At 48.3% G+C, this 17,740-nt stretch carries 15 protein-coding genes; 9 read left to right on the top strand and 6 right to left on the bottom strand.

All coding sequences use genetic code 11. The features are described 5' to 3' along the window. The first annotated feature begins 116 nt into the window (after positions 1 to 116). On the top strand, positions 117 to 1,061 hold the full coding sequence (locus tag DN748_RS04490) for a lytic transglycosylase domain-containing protein (RefSeq protein WP_112370578.1): 945 nt from the start codon (positions 117 to 119) through the stop codon (positions 1,059 to 1,061). A gap of 57 nt (positions 1,062 to 1,118) precedes the next feature. On the opposite strand, the gene DN748_RS04485 is transcribed toward DN748_RS04490, so the two are convergent. Next, a complete protein-coding gene (locus tag DN748_RS04485; protein WP_112370577.1) occupies positions 1,119 to 1,634 on the bottom strand; it encodes a DUF2892 domain-containing protein in 516 nt (171 codons plus the stop codon). 329 nt (positions 1,635 to 1,963) lie between these two features. On the opposite strand from DN748_RS04485, the gene rpmH reads away from it, so the two are divergent. Continuing rightward, positions 1,964 to 2,122: a 50S ribosomal protein L34 gene (gene rpmH / locus DN748_RS04480; RefSeq protein WP_054557421.1), complete on the top strand. Its 159-nt coding sequence runs from the start codon at positions 1,964 to 1,966 to the stop codon at positions 2,120 to 2,122. Between the two features lie 103 nt (positions 2,123 to 2,225). Then, on the top strand, positions 2,226 to 5,078 hold the full coding sequence (carB, locus tag DN748_RS04475; RefSeq protein ID WP_112370576.1) for a carbamoyl-phosphate synthase large subunit: 2,853 nt from the start codon (positions 2,226 to 2,228) through the stop codon (positions 5,076 to 5,078). Positions 5,079 to 5,141: 63 nt separating this feature from the next. Here carB and DN748_RS04470 read toward each other — a convergent pair whose 3' ends face one another. After that, complete coding sequence (locus tag DN748_RS04470; protein ID WP_112370575.1) at positions 5,142 to 6,167, bottom strand: formimidoylglutamase; 1,026 nt, start codon at positions 6,165 to 6,167, stop codon at positions 5,142 to 5,144. A 130-nt stretch (positions 6,168 to 6,297) separates the two neighbouring features. Between DN748_RS04470 and DN748_RS04465 the strand changes: the two genes are divergently transcribed. Further along, positions 6,298 to 7,302: a hypothetical protein gene (locus DN748_RS04465; RefSeq protein WP_112370574.1), complete on the top strand. Its 1,005-nt coding sequence runs from the start codon at positions 6,298 to 6,300 to the stop codon at positions 7,300 to 7,302. A gap of 94 nt (positions 7,303 to 7,396) precedes the next feature. Here DN748_RS04465 and hutI read toward each other — a convergent pair whose 3' ends face one another. Then, positions 7,397 to 8,638: an imidazolonepropionase gene (gene hutI, locus DN748_RS04460; protein ID WP_112370573.1), complete on the bottom strand. Its 1,242-nt coding sequence runs from the start codon at positions 8,636 to 8,638 to the stop codon at positions 7,397 to 7,399. A 32-nt stretch (positions 8,639 to 8,670) separates the two neighbouring features. Beyond that, complete coding sequence (gene fumC / locus DN748_RS04455; protein WP_112370572.1) at positions 8,671 to 10,068, bottom strand: class II fumarate hydratase; 1,398 nt, start codon at positions 10,066 to 10,068, stop codon at positions 8,671 to 8,673. A gap of 155 nt (positions 10,069 to 10,223) precedes the next feature. Between fumC and DN748_RS19210 the strand changes: the two genes are divergently transcribed. Further along, on the top strand, positions 10,224 to 10,400 hold the full coding sequence (locus DN748_RS19210) for a hypothetical protein (RefSeq protein WP_201741423.1): 177 nt from the start codon (positions 10,224 to 10,226) through the stop codon (positions 10,398 to 10,400). 416 nt (positions 10,401 to 10,816) lie between these two features. Next, positions 10,817 to 12,046 carry a multidrug effflux MFS transporter gene (locus DN748_RS04450; RefSeq protein ID WP_112370809.1) on the top strand — a complete coding sequence of 410 codons (1,230 nt, stop codon included), beginning with the start codon at positions 10,817 to 10,819 and terminating at the stop codon, positions 12,044 to 12,046. A gap of 281 nt (positions 12,047 to 12,327) precedes the next feature. On the opposite strand, the gene uvrA is transcribed toward DN748_RS04450, so the two are convergent. Next, entirely contained in the window at positions 12,328 to 15,108 is a 2,781-nt protein-coding gene (uvrA, locus tag DN748_RS04445) for an excinuclease ABC subunit UvrA (RefSeq protein WP_112370571.1), read from the bottom strand. Between the two features lie 498 nt (positions 15,109 to 15,606). Between uvrA and DN748_RS04440 the strand changes: the two genes are divergently transcribed. Both DN748_RS04440 and DN748_RS19205 read left to right on the top strand, forming a co-directional pair. After that, entirely contained in the window at positions 15,607 to 16,191 is a 585-nt protein-coding gene (locus DN748_RS04440; protein ID WP_112370570.1) for an RNA polymerase sigma factor, read from the top strand. 59 nt (positions 16,192 to 16,250) lie between these two features. Then, positions 16,251 to 16,400: a hypothetical protein gene (locus DN748_RS19205; protein WP_201741422.1), complete on the top strand. Its 150-nt coding sequence runs from the start codon at positions 16,251 to 16,253 to the stop codon at positions 16,398 to 16,400. Between the two features lie 68 nt (positions 16,401 to 16,468). Here the strand turns inward: DN748_RS19205 and DN748_RS04435 are convergent, their stop codons facing one another. Next, the gene (locus DN748_RS04435; protein WP_112370569.1) at positions 16,469 to 17,143 is read right to left on the bottom strand and encodes an endonuclease III domain-containing protein; all 675 of its coding nucleotides are present in this window, start codon (positions 17,141 to 17,143) and stop codon (positions 16,469 to 16,471) included. A gap of 77 nt (positions 17,144 to 17,220) precedes the next feature. Here DN748_RS04435 and bcp point away from each other — a divergent pair, with 77 nt between their 5' ends. Further along, entirely contained in the window at positions 17,221 to 17,679 is a 459-nt protein-coding gene (gene bcp / locus DN748_RS04430) for a thioredoxin-dependent thiol peroxidase (RefSeq protein ID WP_112370568.1), read from the top strand. Positions 17,680 to 17,740 lie beyond the last annotated feature (61 nt).

The raw sequence follows: 17,740 nt of genomic DNA, 5'->3' as shown, positions 1-17,740 counted from the left end.
AGGCAGGCAAGAATCGGGTAAAAGATGCGTTAATATTTAAAACATGGAACTCATTCCCATCCCGGTATCGGGGAAAGTCAGGAAGGGTTGGCTGCTAATGACTAAAGCGTAATGTTATGGAATGGATAAAAAAAGGTTTAATGGGGGTCGGGGTTGTAGCTCTGGCAGGAATTTTCCTGGGATCGGTACAGGGAGAAGGAAAGGACGGCCTGGTTGAAGGAAAAGAAGAGGCCAGTGACAAGGTAGTACACGACTACAATGTATATGCCATAGATTTTATGGAAAATGTGAGTTTTGCCGGGGAGCCCGTGCCACTGGACGAACCGGATATCATGGAGCGTATGGACAGGGAACTCCTGGTGAATACCTATTGGCAGTCTAACGGGTTACTGCTTATAAAAAGGGCGCATAAGTATTTTCCGGTAATAGAGCCCATACTGAAAAAACACGGGGTGCCGGACGATTTCAAGTACCTGGCCGTCATAGAGAGCGGATTGCAGAATGTGGTGTCTCCGGCGAGGGCCACGGGATTCTGGCAGATCATGAGCGGTACGGGAAAGGAATACGGGCTGGAGGTCAACCAGAATGTGGACGAACGCTATCACCTGGAGAAATCTACGGAAGTAGCCTGTGAATATCTCAAAAAGGCAAAGGCCAGGTTTGGCAGCTGGACCCTCGCCGCTGCGGCCTATAATGCCGGGCAGGCCGGGATATCACGGCAGCAGGAGAGGCAGGAGATCAATGACTACTACGATATTCTGCTCGGAGATGAAACCAGTCGTTATATATTCAGGATACTGGCATTGAAGGAGATCCTGTCCGACCCGGCAAAATACGGGTTTAATATAGAGCCGAAGCATATGTATACGCTGGTACCCACAAAAAAGGTAGCGGTGGATTACGAGATAGACAACCTGGCAGCCTTTGCCAGGGAGCAGGGAATAAATTACAAGATATTGAAAATCCATAATCCCTGGCTCCGGGAAGCAAAACTGAACAATAAATCGAGAAAGCAGTATTATATCGAAATCCCGGAAAAGGGATATTATTCGGTACGGTGATTAACGGATTCGATGAATGACGGAATGATATTGAAACCGGCAGGTTGTGGTGTGGTTTTATATCCGTTTCATCTGTTGTTGCATCATTTTGATCTGTTCGCCCAGCATGTTCTGTTTGTCCAGTTTTTTGGCCTCGTTCAGAAGAATGGTCGCCTCTCGCTTTCTGCGTTTCTGCATGGCTATACCGGCCAGGCTCAGTTTTGCCATAGCGATATCATAACTCATGGAAAGCCCCAGTTTAAGTGCTTTTTTAAAGTATTTCTCCGCCTGTGTAAGGTTGGTCTGGGAGGCCATGATACCATGCAGGTAATTGTAGTACCCCTGTTGTTTCCTGGTAAGGGCAGCCTCGGGATTTCTGATCCTGCCCAGCCATTTGGCCGTTCCTTCAAAATCCTGTTTACGCATGCGCAGGAAGGCCATAAGGATCATCTCGTTCCTGAAATACAGGAAAATGAATATACCGGATAGCAGGATGAGGAAAATACCGTTTCCGATATTTCCGTCGATAAACTGGTATACAGCATAAGCGATGATAAATGCGGCAATAACTAATTTTAGGTTTTTATTGAACATATAGTATTTTTTTAATGCACCGTATAAACAAGGTTGCAAAGTTAGCAAAAAACTTGCGGCAGACCTACCCGTGACACAAAATCCCGGTTACATAGGCGTTAAAAAATAAATACGTGTAGTGACGGTGTGTAACCTGGGCGGGATCCCGAAAATGTTTTCCCGGAAAAACCGGTAACAGGCTACGTGAAACCATCCTGAAAACAGCCGAAAAATATTTTTTAAATGGTTTGTCTAAATAAAAACTCTTCGTATATTTGCGCCGCACTTTTGTGGAGGAATCTCGTGCACATTCAATTAGGTATTTTTAAGCAGATTTAAGATATTAAACAATGAAAAGAACATTTCAACCCTCAAAGAGAAAAAGAAGGAACAAGCACGGTTTTAGAGAGCGAATGGCGAGTGCCAACGGCAGGAAAGTGCTTGCCAGGAGAAGGGCAAAAGGAAGAAAGAAACTGACGGTATCTTCTGAACCAAGGCATAAAAAATAATGCTGTTGAAATGCTATTCATATAAAGGTGTTGCTTTTAGAAGTAACACCTTTTTTTATACCTGATCAGGATTTATTCATTTAAATAACACAATACCAAAGAAATGCCAAAAAGAAAAGATCTCAAATGTATCCTTATTATCGGTTCGGGACCTATAATCATAGGCCAGGCGTGTGAATTTGACTATTCCGGTTCGCAATCACTCAGGTCGCTCAGGGAAGACGGGATAGAAACTGTGCTGATCAACAGCAACCCGGCTACCATTATGACCGACCCTTCCATGGCAGATCACGTATACCTGAAGCCGCTAACCACCAAATCGATCGTGGAAATACTCCGGGCACATCCGAATATAGATGCGGTGTTGCCGACAATGGGCGGGCAAACTGCACTGAACCTGTGTATAGAAGCGGATGAGAAAGGGATATGGAAAGATTTTGGTGTTGAAATTATCGGGGTGGATATCGATGCCATCAACATTACCGAAGACCGTGAGAAATTCAGGGAGTTGATGTTGAAGATCGGTGTTCCGATGGCGCCCCAGGCTACGGCCACTTCATACCTGCAAGGAAAGGAGATCGCACAGGAATTCGGTTTTCCGCTGGTGATCAGGGCGTCTTTTACGCTGGGTGGGGCGGGAGCTTCTTTCGTACACCACAAGGAGGAGTTTGACGAAATGCTCACCAGGGGGCTGGAGGTCTCTCCGATCCACGAGGTAATGATCGACAAGGCATTGCTGGGCTGGAAGGAATACGAGCTGGAGCTGTTGCGTGATAAGAATGACAATGTGGTTATCATCTGTACCATCGAGAATATGGACCCTATGGGGATCCATACGGGAGATTCCATTACGGTGGCCCCGGCAATGACCTTATCCGACAGAACATTTCAGAGGATGCGCGATATGGCGATCCATATGATGCGCAGTATCGGTGATTTCGCGGGCGGGTGTAACGTTCAGTTTGCAGTAAGCCCGGATGAAAAAGAAGATATTATTGCCATCGAGATCAACCCGAGGGTATCGCGCTCGTCGGCCCTGGCCTCCAAGGCTACGGGATATCCCATTGCAAAAATAGCGTCTAAACTGGCTATAGGGTATACCCTGGACGAACTGGACAACCAGATCACCAAATCCACGTCGGCACTGTTTGAGCCTACCCTGGATTATGTTATTGTGAAGATCCCGAGGTGGAACTTCGACAAGTTCGAAGGAGCCGACAGGACACTGGGTCTGCAGATGAAATCTGTGGGAGAGGTCATGGGGATCGGACGCTCGTTCCAGGAAGCGCTGCACAAGGCCGCCCAGTCCCTCGAGATCAAGAGAAACGGTCTCGGGGCAGACGGAAAGGGATATACGAATTACGACCAGATCATTGAAAAACTGACCTATGCGAGCTGGGACCGGGTATTTGTGATCTACGATGCCATACAGATGGGCATCCCCCTGAGCAGGATACACGAGATCACCAAGATAGACATGTGGTTCCTGAAACAGTATGAAGAACTGTATTTCCTCGAAAAGGAGATTTCTACCTACACTGTAGAATCGCTTCCCAAAGACCTGCTTCTCGAGGCCAAGCAGAAAGGCTTTGCAGACAGGCAGATAGCCCATATGCTGAAGTGCTGGGAAAGTGAGGTACACAAGAAGCGGGAAGAGATGGGGGTAAACCGGGTGTACAAGCTGGTAGATACCTGCGCTGCCGAGTTCCGGGCACAAACCCCGTATTACTATTCCACTTTCGAAGACGAAATAGAAACGGCAGACGGCACGCGGTACGTGGATAACGAAAGTGTGGTGACCGACAAGAAGAAAATAGTGGTCCTCGGTTCCGGCCCGAACAGGATAGGGCAGGGGATCGAATTTGATTACTGCTGTGTACACGGGGTACTGGCCGCTGCGGAATGCGGTTATGAGACCATCATGATCAACTGTAACCCGGAAACCGTGTCTACCGATTTTGACACTGCGGATAAATTGTACTTCGAACCGGTGTTCTGGGAACATATTTACGACATTATACAGCATGAAAAACCCGAAGGGGTCATCGTGCAGCTGGGCGGACAAACGGCGCTTAAACTCGCTGAAAAGCTGGACAAGTACGGTATCAGGATCATAGGGACCAGTTTTGAGGCCCTCGACCTTGCCGAAGACCGGGGAAGTTTCTCCACCTTGTTAAAGGAAAACAATATTCCCTACCCGGAATTCGGGGTGGCCGAAACTGCCGAACAGGCCCTTAAACTTTCAGATGAGCTGAACTTCCCGATACTGGTACGCCCCTCATACGTGCTGGGCGGCCAGGGAATGAAGATCGTGATCAACAGGGAAGAACTGGAAGAGCACGTGGTAGACCTGCTTCGCAAGATACCCAATAACAAGCTCCTGCTCGACCATTATCTCGACGGGGCCATAGAGGCCGAGGCCGATGCCATATGTGACGGGGAGAACGTGTATATTATCGGTATTATGGAGCACATAGAACCGTGCGGGATACATTCCGGCGATTCCAATGCGACCCTGCCGCCGTTTAACCTGGGGGAATTTGTCCTGCAACAGATCAAGGACCATACGAAAAAGATCGCCCTGGCGCTGAATACCGTAGGATTGATCAACATACAGTTTGCCATCAAGAATGACGTGGTATACATCATAGAGGCAAACCCGAGGGCTTCGAGAACAGTACCTTTTATTGCAAAAGCGTACGGAGAACCTTATGTGAATTATGCGACCAAGGTCATGCTGGGAGAGAAAAAGGTAACTGACTTTGACTTTAATCCCAAACTGGAAGGGTTTGCGATCAAGCAGCCGGTATTCTCCTTCAACAAGTTCCCCAATGTAAACAAGAACCTCGGCCCCGAAATGAAGAGTACCGGGGAGGGCATATTGTTTATAGACAGTCTCAAGGACGACCAGTTCTACGATCTGTATACGCGCAGAAAGATGTACCTGAGTAAATAATAACGGTAGTTTCCGGTATGGAAAAATCCACCTCGTTTTCCGGGGTGGATTTTTTATGGGATATTATTTCCTGATAAAATCGGTGATGAGATATGAGATAAGTTTGCCCGTAAGCCGTGTTTCTTCTTCATTTTCAGGATGGGGGGCGGCTTCGCAGATATGCAGGTACAGCGCATTTTTATGGTTTTTCCAGGAATAGACGAGCTTCCTGACCTGTTCGGGCGTGAAACCGGTAGGAGTTGCGGCACTGCTCGGAACGTTCTTTATGGCATCACAATCTATCTCTATGCCGTACGGAGCTTTCCGCACAAACTGGTGAGCCTGTTCCATGTGGTATTCGAATGAACTTTCGGGAGCCAGCAGCAGCTCTTCGAAACTCAGGTACTTTATATTTTCTTCCGTTTTTAAAAACTTCCTGAAGATATTTTTCGGGGTGTAGTTCTTATGAAGGCCGAATATGAAATAGCGTTGCAGGAGGCCTTCGCGCCAGGCATAGGAAAAGCCGTTGCCGCTATGCCGGCCTTCAGGCTTGCGCAGATCGGTATGTGCGTCGATATTGATGCAGTTTACGGGCTGGCCCAGGGCCAGGGCACAACCTTTCATGATCCCGTAGCAGTTATTGTGCCCGCCACCTATAACCACCGGTTTTTTGCCCGCCCTTACAATTTTACAGACCAGGTCGGTGACCTCGGTGTCTATAAGTGCCGTGAGCTCACGTGCCTTTTTGATCCGGTCATTTCCGGAAGTCCCGGCAGTGTCCAGTAACTTCATTTCCTCAGAAAAATCCAGCTGCCCCAGTAACAGGACCTTTTTTGCCTTGTTTTCCGTATTGTGCTGGGTATTCAGCAGCTGCGACAGGGTAGCCTGCCAGGCGTGCCGCGCTCCTTTTCTTCCGTAATTCCCGGTAATACCGATGTCTTCCGGGATACCGAAAAGCACATACCTGGCCTCAGATTCGTTGAGCTGTTCTTCCAGGTCCTGCCCTTCATTGGGCAATTGGATACGTTCGCCGAACCTGGTTTCTCCCTTTCTTCTCGAAATGATCTTTTCGATGTCCTTCAGGGTGTACAAGCTTAAAAAATTCTGCATGGATAAGGTTTAAAAAGGTAAAACAAATATGAAAATAAAAATCTAATTGTTAAATTTATTCGTATATATATTTACGGGAATGTATAACAAAAACCGAAATTGAGCGTTAACAGTTAAAAACGAAATCATTATGACTGAATCAAAGAGTAATAACGGTTTGAAAGTTCTTGCTGCACTGCTCGGAGTAGCCCTGGTGGGGACTTTGATCTATACTTCGAGCCTGTACAGTGATAAGAAAAAGACAACGGCCGACCTTACCAACCAGAAGAACATGGTGGTGGAGGACCTCAATAATCTGAAGGCTGATTATGACCGGGCCATTGCCGAAGGTGATTCGACCAGCCAGGAACTCCTGTCTGCCCGGGATCGGATTGCACAGTATATAGATTCCGTAAAAAGCATGAAGGCCGATATCGCGGCGCTCTACCGCTACAGGAGACAGGTAAATGTGCTTACCAAGGAGAGAGAGTTCCTGCTGGCACAGAACGACTCGCTGCGACGTTCGAATGCGGAGCTGACCCTGCAGCGCGACAGCACGCAGATGACCCTGCAGCGCCAGTCTGAATATGCCGATTCCATACTCACCCAGAACGTTCAGCTGGCCAAGGTTGTGGATGCCGGTTCGGCACTGAGCCTGTCAAAATTTTCCGTAGAGGCGGTCAGGGAGCGTAACAGCGGAAAACTGGTGTCTGTAAACCGCCACAGGAGAGCAGATAAGCTCAAGGTGTGTTATACCGTTGCAGCCAACCGGATAGCTCCTTCGGGAGATACGATGTTCTATGTCCAGGTTACCGGCCCTGACGGTAATGTTATGGGAGACAGGCAGGAGGCCAGTTATGCCCCTCCCGTTGTGAGGAAGATCGCAGAAGCCAAGGATGAGCTTGTCAACCAGGATTCCGTTGAAGTGGATGATATGGTCGACAATACGGTGGAAGAAGTGGTTGAAGAGGAAAATCCGGCCGCGGTGAGTGTGACCTATAGCAAGGTTTCTACCTTTTATTATGAGAATGCCTCCCTGGATGTCTGTGATTACGTAGACAAGGAAGGTGAAGATTTTCAGCAGGGAAATTATGAGGTAAAGGTATTTGACAGCAAACTCAGGGAGCTTGGCTCGTCCAGTTTTGAACTGAAATAAGGCTTCCCTTATACCATAAAACAGTAAAAAACCGCCGGAAACACATCATTGGTTTCCGGCGGTTTCTGGTTTTTGGGTCCCGATGGGCGAAACCTTAGGGAACGAATTTACTTCCGTTTATCAGTACCGAATCTATCAGCTGGCTTCCGAAAGCATAAGGGATATAGGTGTAGCCGGGAATCTTTTTAGTGATAATGATATTGGCTTTTTTACCTATCGAAATACTTCCGTGTGTTTCCTGTAATCCCATAGCATAGGCCCCGTTGACCGTGGCGGCATTTATGGCTTCCTCGGGGGTCATTCTCATCTTTATACAGGCGGTGGCCACTACAAAATTCATATTCCCGCTGGGAGCAGACCCCGGGTTGTAATCCGTGGCCAGTGCCAGGGGGAGTCCGCTGTCGATCATTTTCCGGGCCGGGGCGTAAGGGATACCCAGGAAAAATGAGCACGAAGGCAAGGCTACGGGCATGGTCTTCGTTCCTTTCAGGGCTTCGATGTCTTCATCCCGCATGACCTCCAGGTGGTCTACAGACAGGGCGTGGTGTTTTATCCCGGCCTGTACCCCCCCGATGGCGTGAAACTGGTTGACATGGATTTTCGGGATCAGCCCGAAAGCCCGCCCGGCTTCGAGTATGCTTTCGGTTTCTTCCACGGTGAAATATCCCTGTTCACAGAACACATCGATATAGGAAGCGAGTTTTTTTTCTCCTACCGCCGGGATCATTTCATCCATGAGGATATCGAGATATGCTTTCCGGTCGTTTTTATACCGGGCGGGAATGGCATGGGCTCCCAGAAAAGTCGCTTTTACCGGGAGATCATAGTTTTGTGCCAGCTTGCTGACAACCCGTAACATTTTCAGTTCCGCATCCGTGTCCAGTCCGTAACCACTCTTGATCTCCACAGCCCCGGTACCCATGGAGATCACCTCTTCCAGCCTTGTGGCCGACTGTTTGTACAATTCATCGCCGGGAGTGTCCTGTAGTTTTTTTGCGGAATTCAGGATTCCGCCTCCCCGTGCTGCAATTTCCCCGTAGGAGAGCCCGTTAATGCGATCGGCAAATTCCTGTTCTCTGTTCCCGGCATATACGATATGGGTATGGCTGTCGCACCAGCTGGGGAGAACCACCCTTCCCGAAGCATCGATGATGTTGTCCGCCCGATGGGTGTCCAGGTCATCCATGCTACCATAACCGGCAATGCGGTCGTCCTCGATAAGGAGAAAGGCATTTTCGATTACAGGCAGCGTTTTCATGGCTGCTCCAGCGATCATCGGGGCAGGGGTATCCCGCACCTGTACCAGTTGCCTGATATTGGTAATCAGCGTTTTCAAAGGCACCTTATTTAAATTTTACATGGTGTACATCATTTCATGGCCCCTACCATATCCTCCGGTTTTACCCATTCGTCGAATTCTTCAGCGGTAAGGTAGCCGAGGTTAATGGCTTCTTCCTTAAGGGTGGTACCGTTTTTATGGGCCGTATTGGCAATCTCGGCGGCCTTGTAATATCCTATTCGGGTATTGAGGGCGGTGACCAGCATCAGGGAATTGTTCAGCAGTTCCGTAATCCTGTTGTGATTGGGTTCTATGCCCGAAGCGCAGTGTTCTTCAAAGCTGACACAGGCATCGCCGATGAGCCGGGCCGATTGCAGCAGGCTGGCTGCCATAACGGGTTTAAAGACATTGAGTTCGTAATGCCCCTGTGTACCTCCTACCGAAACGGCAACGTCATTTCCGATAACCTGTGCACAGACCATGGTGAGGGCTTCGCACTGGGTGGGGTTTACCTTTCCCGGCATGATGGAACTTCCCGGTTCGTTGGCCGGGATAACGATCTCACCTATACCCGAACGGGGCCCGGAAGCCATAAGACGGATATCATTGGCTATTTTATTCAGGGACACTGCCAGTTGTTTCAGGGCTCCGTGAGTTTCCACCAGGGCATCGTGAGCGGCCAGGGCCTCAAATTTATTCTCTGCCGACTTAAAGGGAAGTTCGGTAAATTTTGCGATGTATGCGGCTACTTTTCCGGCATATCCCTGCGGGGTATTGATCCCGGTACCTACGGCAGTACCCCCGAGCGCGAGTTCGGACAGGTGGTCGAGGGTGTTGTTGAGCGCTTTAAGCCCGTGATCGAGCTGTGATACATACCCGGAGAATTCCTGCCCGAGTGTCAGGGGGGTGGCATCCATAAGGTGGGTACGCCCTATTTTTACTACGTTTCTGAAAGTTTCCGATTTCTGTTGCAAGGTATCCCTTAACCGGGTAACCCCCGGAATGGTCGTTTCCACGACCCTTTTGTAAATGGCAATATGCATCCCCGTGGGAAAGGTGTCGTTGGAAGATTGTGACTTGTTTACATCGTCATTCGGCTGCAATGTTTTTTCCCCTTCGCCTATGGTCTTTCCGGCCAGCTGGTGTGCCCGGTTGGCAATTACCTCGTTGACATTCATGTTGCTCTGGGTTCCCGATCCGGTCTGCCAGATGACCAGGGGAAACTGCCCGTCGTGCCTGCCCTCCAGGATCTCGTCGCATACCCGGGCAATGAGGTCCCTTTTTTCTTCGGGGAGCACCCCGAGCTCGCAGTTGGTGTATGCCGCTGCCTTTTTAAGATAGGCAAATCCGTATATGATCTCCAGGGGCATGGAGGCAGAAGGGCCTATTTTGAAATTGTTCCTGGAACGTTCGGTCTGTGCCCCCCATAATTTATCGGCGGGCACTTTTACCTCGCCCATCGTATCTTTTTCTATTCTGTATTTCATGGAAATATATTAATGTTTACACTGTTTACAAAGTTAGTATTTTGCCCCGTACCGGGTAATGATTTTGCCGATTTATATGTGGTTGCGTAAAAAAGCTTTCGCCGTTTCGATTAAAAACGGTATTTTTGTACTGAATTCGAAAATTTCCGGAAATTATGTTTGAATTTGACCAGTATTTAGGCTTTTTGGCATTCGCAGGTATAGCCCTTATGGGGTTCTGGTTGATGGTTTTCCTGACTGCTTTCGCGATACCGTATTGGGTTACCGGGGCTATCATGGAAATGATCAAGGAAAAACGCGAAGCCCGGAAAGCTAAAAAAATGCAAGCGTAACAAACGCAACGGAGGCCTTAACGGGCCTCTTTTTTATTGGTCCGTTTGTCGTCGACTGTTGAAGTTCCTTTGGGCCGGGGGGGAGATTCTTCCCCCGACCAAGGGTCGGGACGGGGCTTCGCTACCCATGACGTATCTATGGTAAGTTGCTCCATTTTAAAACTCCCCTCTTCAGATGAACCTGCCGGCCGGACAAGCGGGGAAGAAGTTCCGGGCTTTCCCGAATGTTATTTTATAATGTAACCTTCAACTTATAACCCTGCAGGCAGTAACGGTCCTGTTTTTCTATAAATCATTCCTTCTTTTTTACGCTTCTGCAACAGGGATGTTAAAAAGCTGTGTGGAAAGTCCGGTGCATGGGATTATCGCTACTTTTGCCGTTTCCTTTTTTATTCACATTAATTTTTGCGAGGCTTATGACGAAACGACAGCAGCGTATTCTGATTGTTATACTGGGCTTTATTGCCGCTTTGGGGCCGTTCTCGATAGATATGTATCTCCCGGGATTTCCGGCCATAGCGGAAGATCTCAATACCGATGATGCTCATGTTTCCCTGACACTGACCACTTATTTCGCTGGGATATCTTTCGGGCAGCTTATCTACGGACCGTTGCTGGATCGTTACGGCCGTAAGAAGCCGTTACTGGCCGGACTGGCCATTTATGCCGTTGCGGCGATAGGATGTGCGGTTTCGCCGAATATATGGTGGCTTGTGGGAATGCGGCTTGTACTCGCTCTCGGGGGCTGTGTGGGAATGGTGGCTTACAGTGCCATTATCCGTGATTACTTTTCGGGTGAAGATGTGGCCAAGGCTTTTTCCTCGATCCTTCTTGTTATGGGGGTAGCTCCTGTCATAGCGCCAACACTGGGCGGGCTCTTTACGGGGAATTTCGGGTGGCAGTCCATTTTCGTGTTCCTGTTTGTCGTAGCCGTGCTGCTTATGCTGGTCATTCATTTTTTCCTGAAGGAAAGCAGGGGGCAGGACAGGACCGTTTCGTTGCATCCGCAGAAAATAGCGGGAAATTACCTGAGTGTATTGCAGAACCGCGATTTTGTGGTATACGGCCTGTCGGGAAGTATAGCCATGGCCATCATGTTTGCCTATATATCCGGGATCCCGTTTATCCTGATGAAATTATACGGCGTATCCGAAACCACCTTCGGCTGGATGTTCGGGATCAATGCTTTTGGTTTTATAGCCGGGAGCCAGTGCAACCGGTGGTTGCTCAACCGTTTTGAGATCTCAGATCTTACCCGGAAAACCTCCCTGCTGCAACTGCTGGTCACTGTGGTGCTGCTTGTGGGAATGTGGAAATTCGACCTTTCCCTTCCTGTTTTTGCCGTGCTTCTGTTCCTGATATTGTTCCTGCTCGGGTTTATCAATCCCAATGCTACGGCCATGTCTTTACACCCTTTTTCCAGTAATATCGGGTCTGCCTCCGCAATGAACGGCAGTTTCAGGATGGGAGCAGGGGCAGGGATATCTGCCCTGATGGGTATCCTGTTCAACGCAACGGCCATGCCCATGGTGGTACTGATCTTTCTGATGTCTCTCGTGTCGTTTCTGCTGTTATTGCTGGTAGCCGGGAAGCCGTTGAAAAGTCGCCGGGAAACCCCTCGCCGGGCGGGGATGTACCAAAAATAAAACCCCGCACAGCTATCTGTACAGGGTTTTACAACTAACTAACCAACCAAAATATGAAAAAAACTAACTAACCGTTTAACGGTAAAGTACAGTTCAAAGAACGTGCCAAAAAATATCCTGACATGGGGCAGGAGTAGTTAAATACTTGTTAAATAACATGGTTATGCCCCATTATTAAAGGTCTTCCTGAGCGCAGTCTCTGCCTGCCAGGCAGGGAAGTATCTCCGGGCTTTCTGTTGTGTTGTTGAAGTTCCTTTGGGCCGGGATAGCGGGGCTGCCCCCTATAATTTATCTCTTAAAAACTGTCCCGTATATGACCCGGACTGTGTACTGATTTCCTCAGGTGTTCCCTCTGCCACCACAGTACCTCCTTTTTCCCCTCCCCCGGGGCCGAGGTCTATGATATAGTCGGCACATTTGATAAGCTCGGGGTTGTGTTCCACGACAACCACCGAATGTCCCTTTGCGATCAGGGCATTAAAAGAGGCCAGCAGTTTACTGATATCGTGGAAGTGAAGCCCGGTGGTGGGCTCGTCAAAAATAAACAGCGTTTTTTCGTCCGTATTGCCCTTGGAGAGAAAAGAGGCGAGTTTGATGCGCTGTGCTTCCCCGCCGGACAGGGTAGAGGAAGACTGCCCCAGGGCCACATATCCCAGGCCTACATCCTGTAAGGGCTGCAATTTATTGATGATTTTTTTCTGTTTGTGTTTTCCGAAGAATGCAATGGCATCGTCTATGGTGAGGTTCAGGACATCGCTGATGTTCTTCCCCTCGAAGGTCACTTCGAGAATTTCCTTTTTAAAGCGTTTTCCCTTACAGGTCTCACAGGGCAGGACCACATCGGCCATAAACTGCATTTCTATGGTAACCTCTCCTTCGCCCTTACAGGTCTCACATCTTCCGCCGTCTACATTAAATGAAAAGTGTTTGGGCTGGTATCCCCTCATTTTGGCCAGTTTCTGTGCTGTAAAAAGCGCCCTGATATCATCATAAGCCTTGATATAGGTCACCGGGTTCGATCTGGACGACCGGCCAATGGGATTCTGGTTTATGAATTCCACTGCTTTAAGATTGCCGTAACGGCCTTCCACGCTGGTGTACTTTCCGGACTTTTCACCGTAGCCGCCGGTTTCCTTAAGCACTACAGGGTACAGTATTTTTCTTACCAGGGAACTCTTTCCGCTCCCGGATACCCCGGTCACAACAGTGAGCATACCGAGGGGAAAGGTGACATCGATGTTTTTGAGGTTGTTCTCCCGTGCCCCCCTGATGGTAATGTAATTTTCGGAAGTGCGCCGTTTTGACGGAACTTCAATACTTTTCCTCCCGCTCAGATAATCACCGGTAAGGGTATGTGCTTTCAGGATATCGTCAAAATCCCCGCAGGCGACGACTTCCCCGCCAAGGGTACCCGCTTCGGGGCCTATATCGATAATGTTATCCGCAGCTTTCATGATGTCTTCGTCGTGTTCCACTACAATAACCGTATTGCCGAGGTCCCGGAGCGATTGCAGTACGGAGATCAGTTTTTCGGTATCCTTCGGATGCAGTCCGATACTGGGCTCGTCCAGGATATACATAGAACCGACCAGGCTGCTCCCGAGGGAGGTAGCGAGGTTGATGCGCTGTGATTCCCCTCCGGAAAGCGAATTGGACTTTCGGTTGAGTGTCAGGTATTCCAGTCCCACATTGGCCAGGAAGGCCAGCCGGTTATTGATCTCTTTAAGGAGCCGCCCGGCCACTTTCTGCTCGTAATCCGTAAGGGAAAGCTCCCGGAAGAAGTCGGCGAGGTGGTGCAACGGCATATCCACGAGGTCGGAGATACTCTTTCCCCCGATCCTGACATAATCGGCCTCTTTGCGCAACCGCCTTCCGCCACATTCGGAACAGCGGGTCTTTCCCCGGTAGCGGGACAGCATCACGCGGTTCTGTATCTTATAATTCTTTTCTTCCAGTTCGGCAAAGAAATCGTGGAGCCCCGTAAAGTATTTGTTGCCGTCCCACACCAGTTGCTTCTGGGCATCGGAGAGCTCGAACCAGGGTTTGTGTATCGGAAAGTTGAACTTGTAGGCATTATTGACCAGCTGGTCGCGATACCACCCCATGCTTTCCCCCCTCCAGGGAAAAATGGCATTGTCATACACAGAGAGTCCCGAATTGGGAATAACCAGGTCTTCGTCTATACCTATAATATCTCCGTATCCCTCACATTTCGGGCATGCCCCGAAAGGATTGTTAAAACTGAAAAGGTGAATATTGGGCTCTATGAACTGCAGGCCGTCTTTCTCGAACCTGTTGCTGAATACGGTCTGTGTTCCCGTTTGCATTTCTTCGAGGATACAGCTTCCCTTGCCTTCGAAGAAGGCTGTTTCTACGGCATCCGAAAGGCGATTGATAAAATCTTCGTCATCCGGTTGCGTGATCACGCGGTCTACGACCAGATAAAAATCGGAGGTGATCTCTTCCCCGATCTCGTCGATACGCAGTACCCGGTCTCCGTATTTGATACGGGCATATCCCTGTTGTGCGAGTAACTGCAGGCTCTGTTTTGCAGTCCGGTCTTCCGGAAGGTGTACGGGGGCCATCAACAACAGCCGGGTACGGGGTTCATACCGGTTTACGGCATCTACCACATCGGTCACCGTATGCTTTTTTACCTCTTCCCCCGATACGGGCGAATAGGTGTGCCCGATCCGGGCATATAACAGTTTCAGGTAATCGTATATTTCGGTGGTTGTGCCTACGGTAGACCGGGGATTGGTAGAATTGACCTTTTGTTCTATGGCTATGGCCGGGGCGATCCCCCGGATGTAATCTACCTTGGGTTTGTCCAGCCTCCCGAGAAACTGCCGTGCATAGGAAGAAAGGCTCTCCACATACCTGCGCTGCCCTTCGGCATACAGGGTATCGAAGGCCAGGCTGGATTTTCCCGAACCGGAAAGTCCGGTAATGACAACCAGCCTGTTACGGGGTATGGCGACATTAATGTTCCTGAGATTGTGGAGTTTTGCCCCCTTTATGAGTATGTGATGCCTGGGATCGAGTGCCAATATGTCTGTCATAGCGAAATAAGGAAAAATACAAAGATAAGGGATAATGAGAGGAATTTAAAAGTACTGTGTTTGATTTTAGCCTGAAGCGTCATTAAAATCATTGCGATCAGGGTATTATGGTTTGTACGCAGTGTCATTAAAGCTATAAATTACAGCTATGCTATGAGTTCGGAGTTATGAACTATGATTTGAAACCTGCAACCTGCAATCGAAGTCAGAAGAATCCTTCTTTGTGCTTCGCACAAAAAAGACGCTTAAACAATATAGGGTGTAATTAACTGTATTTTAGTTATTTATATTAAGCTTATTCGTGTTGAAACATTAAATTACCATATAATATTTGCATATATTTAAGGAATGTTATTATATTTGGCCAGCAAAACGTTAAAACAGTAGCGCGTATACCATAAAATTACTTTTTGAGTTTTTAAATTTTAAGTTTAAAAAGAGAATTTAAGTGCTTTCCATCTGACGGAAGGCCTGAATTGTATAAAAAAAGTGATTATTATGGAGCAACTTCTTCAGGATTCTGTTTTAGTAGAAGATTATATTAACGGCGATGAAAGTGCGCTGGAAGTACTTATCAACCGTCATTCCCAAAGAGTTTACAGTTTTATTTTTTCCAAGGTTTTTGACAAGGATATCACGGAAGACATTTTTCAGGATACTTTTATTAAGGTTATCCGTACCCTTAAAAGAGGAGCCTATAACGAGGAGGGGAAATTCCTGCCCTGGGTAATGCGTATCGCGCACAACCTTATTATAGATCATTTCAGGAAAGGAACCCGCATGCCTAAATTTGAAGGTAACGAGGATTTCAATATTTTTTCGGTGATAGGGGATGGTTCACTGAATGTCGAAGGACAGATCATTAAGGACCAGGTAGAGGATGATGTGCGAAAACTCATCCTGGAATTGCCGAAAGACCAGCAGGAAGTACTGGTGATGAGGATGTATAAGGATATGAGTTTTAAGGAGATCTCGGAGATCACCGGGGTCAGTATCAATACGGCATTGGGAAGAATGCGTTATGCAATTATCAATCTGCGAAAGCTGGTAGAGAAAAATAACATAGTTTTAACAACATATTAATGCAATATGCCGGGGTTTGCCACGTTTGTATTACACATCGCAAAATCAAACGTAATAATATGGCACACCTTTACACCAGAAAGTCTTCAGCAGCAGAACAGAAAAACATGAAGCCCAGGAAGGAGACCATCGATTTTCTCCTCAATTATTCCAGGGCCCTGAAGGTGGTCGATTATGAAGAGATTCATTTCGACACCATACTGAACTGAGATCAGTTTAAATGAGCTCTGATAAAAAAGTCCCTCGAACCGTTTTTAAGGACAGGCATGTTCGCGTGTCATTTCCTTGAAGACGGTTTTTCTTTTGACCGGTAATAGTCCCTGATTACCGATTTCCGGCCTATAGTTCTGGTTATGATGTCTTTTTCCAGGTTCCAGCCCCTTGCCGGCGAATATTCCCTTCCGTACCATATGATCTGGAGATGCAGTTTGTTCCAGCATTTTTCCGGAAACAGTCTTTTCGCATCCCTTTCGGTCTGTACTACGTTTTTACCGTTGCTGAAACCCCAGCGGTACATCAGGCGATGGATATGCGTATCTACCGGAAAAGCCGGGATACCGAAGGCCTGTGAGACCACAACACTGGCAGTCTTGTGCCCCACGGCGGGGAGGGCCTCAAGAGCGGCCATGTCGGCGGGGACTTCACCCCCGTACTTGTCGATAAGGATCTGCGACAATTCATAGATTCCCCTGGATTTCATGGGAGACAGGCCTACAGGGCGTATGATGTCCTGAATTTCTTCCCGGCTCAGCCTTACCATGGCATAAGGATTGTCTGCTTTTTCGAAGAGCAGCGGTGTAATCTGGTTTACCCTGACGTCGGTGCTCTGGGCCGATAGCAGTACGGCGATGAGCAGGGTATAAGGGTCTTTATGGTCGAGGGGAATGGGGATCTGAGGATAAATTTCCTCAAGCGTTTCCATGGCGAATACCACTTTTTGGCTTTTGGTCATTTTTACTTAGTTTTGGGCAACTAAAATACATTATTTATTTATGCCCAAACTAACAACTAAGAACTAAGAACTAATAAATGAAAACACTGGAACCAGGAGACCAGGTACCTGACTTTGCCGTTAAGGACCAGGACGGAAACACAATATCACCTTCGGATTACAAAGGAAAGAAATGGATCGTTTTTTTCTATCCCAAGGCCAGTACCCCGGGATGCACGGCAGAAGCCTGTAACCTGAGGGATCATTATAAGACACTGCGGGAAAAGGGATATGAACTGCTCGGGGTAAGTGCCGATTCGGCCAGGAGGCAGTCCAATTTCAGGAACAAGTACAATTTTCCCTTTCCGTTGCTGGCCGATGAGGACAGGGAAGTGATCAATGCCTTCGGAGTGTGGGGCCCCAAGAAGTTTATGGGGCGGACCTACGACGGGATACACCGGAAGAGTTTTATCATTGACGAAGAAGGGAAGGTGGAGCGCGTGATCGACAAGGTAAAAACCAAGGACCATGCGGCCCAGATACTGGAAGAACAATAATCCCCGGGGACAGATTAAAAAACACAGAATATAGGACTTGAGACGGGAGGAGACCGGGGAA

This window comes from Sinomicrobium soli, assembly GCF_003285545.1.
In the GTDB taxonomy this organism is placed as follows: Bacteria; Bacteroidota; Bacteroidia; order Flavobacteriales; family Flavobacteriaceae; genus Sinomicrobium.
The sequence above is the reverse complement of the archived record's forward strand: the minus strand, read 5'-3'. Positions and strand labels throughout refer to the sequence as shown.

Excerpts from the sequence above, each read along its gene's own strand:
- DN748_RS04465 (WP_112370574.1), top strand. The coding sequence starts at position 6,298 with ATGACTGAATCAAAGAGTAATAACGGTTTGAAAGTTCTTGCTGCACTG.
- carB (WP_112370576.1), top strand. The coding sequence starts at position 2,226 with ATGCCAAAAAGAAAAGATCTCAAATGTATCCTTATTATCGGTTCGGGA.
- fumC (WP_112370572.1), bottom strand. The coding sequence starts at position 10,068 with ATGAAATACAGAATAGAAAAAGATACGATGGGCGAGGTAAAAGTGCCC.
- bcp (WP_112370568.1), top strand. The coding sequence starts at position 17,221 with ATGAAAACACTGGAACCAGGAGACCAGGTACCTGACTTTGCCGTTAAG.
- DN748_RS04450 (WP_112370809.1), top strand. The coding sequence starts at position 10,817 with ATGACGAAACGACAGCAGCGTATTCTGATTGTTATACTGGGCTTTATT.
- DN748_RS19205 (WP_201741422.1), top strand. The coding sequence starts at position 16,251 with ATGGCACACCTTTACACCAGAAAGTCTTCAGCAGCAGAACAGAAAAAC.
- DN748_RS04490 (WP_112370578.1), top strand. The coding sequence starts at position 117 with ATGGAATGGATAAAAAAAGGTTTAATGGGGGTCGGGGTTGTAGCTCTG.
- DN748_RS04435 (WP_112370569.1), bottom strand. The coding sequence starts at position 17,143 with ATGACCAAAAGCCAAAAAGTGGTATTCGCCATGGAAACGCTTGAGGAA.
- DN748_RS04440 (WP_112370570.1), top strand. The coding sequence starts at position 15,607 with ATGGAGCAACTTCTTCAGGATTCTGTTTTAGTAGAAGATTATATTAAC.
- uvrA (WP_112370571.1), bottom strand. The coding sequence starts at position 15,108 with ATGACAGACATATTGGCACTCGATCCCAGGCATCACATACTCATAAAG.
- DN748_RS19210 (WP_201741423.1), top strand. The coding sequence starts at position 10,224 with ATGTTTGAATTTGACCAGTATTTAGGCTTTTTGGCATTCGCAGGTATA.
- rpmH (WP_054557421.1), top strand. The coding sequence starts at position 1,964 with ATGAAAAGAACATTTCAACCCTCAAAGAGAAAAAGAAGGAACAAGCAC.
- DN748_RS04470 (WP_112370575.1), bottom strand. The coding sequence starts at position 6,167 with ATGCAGAATTTTTTAAGCTTGTACACCCTGAAGGACATCGAAAAGATC.
- DN748_RS04485 (WP_112370577.1), bottom strand. The coding sequence starts at position 1,634 with ATGTTCAATAAAAACCTAAAATTAGTTATTGCCGCATTTATCATCGCT.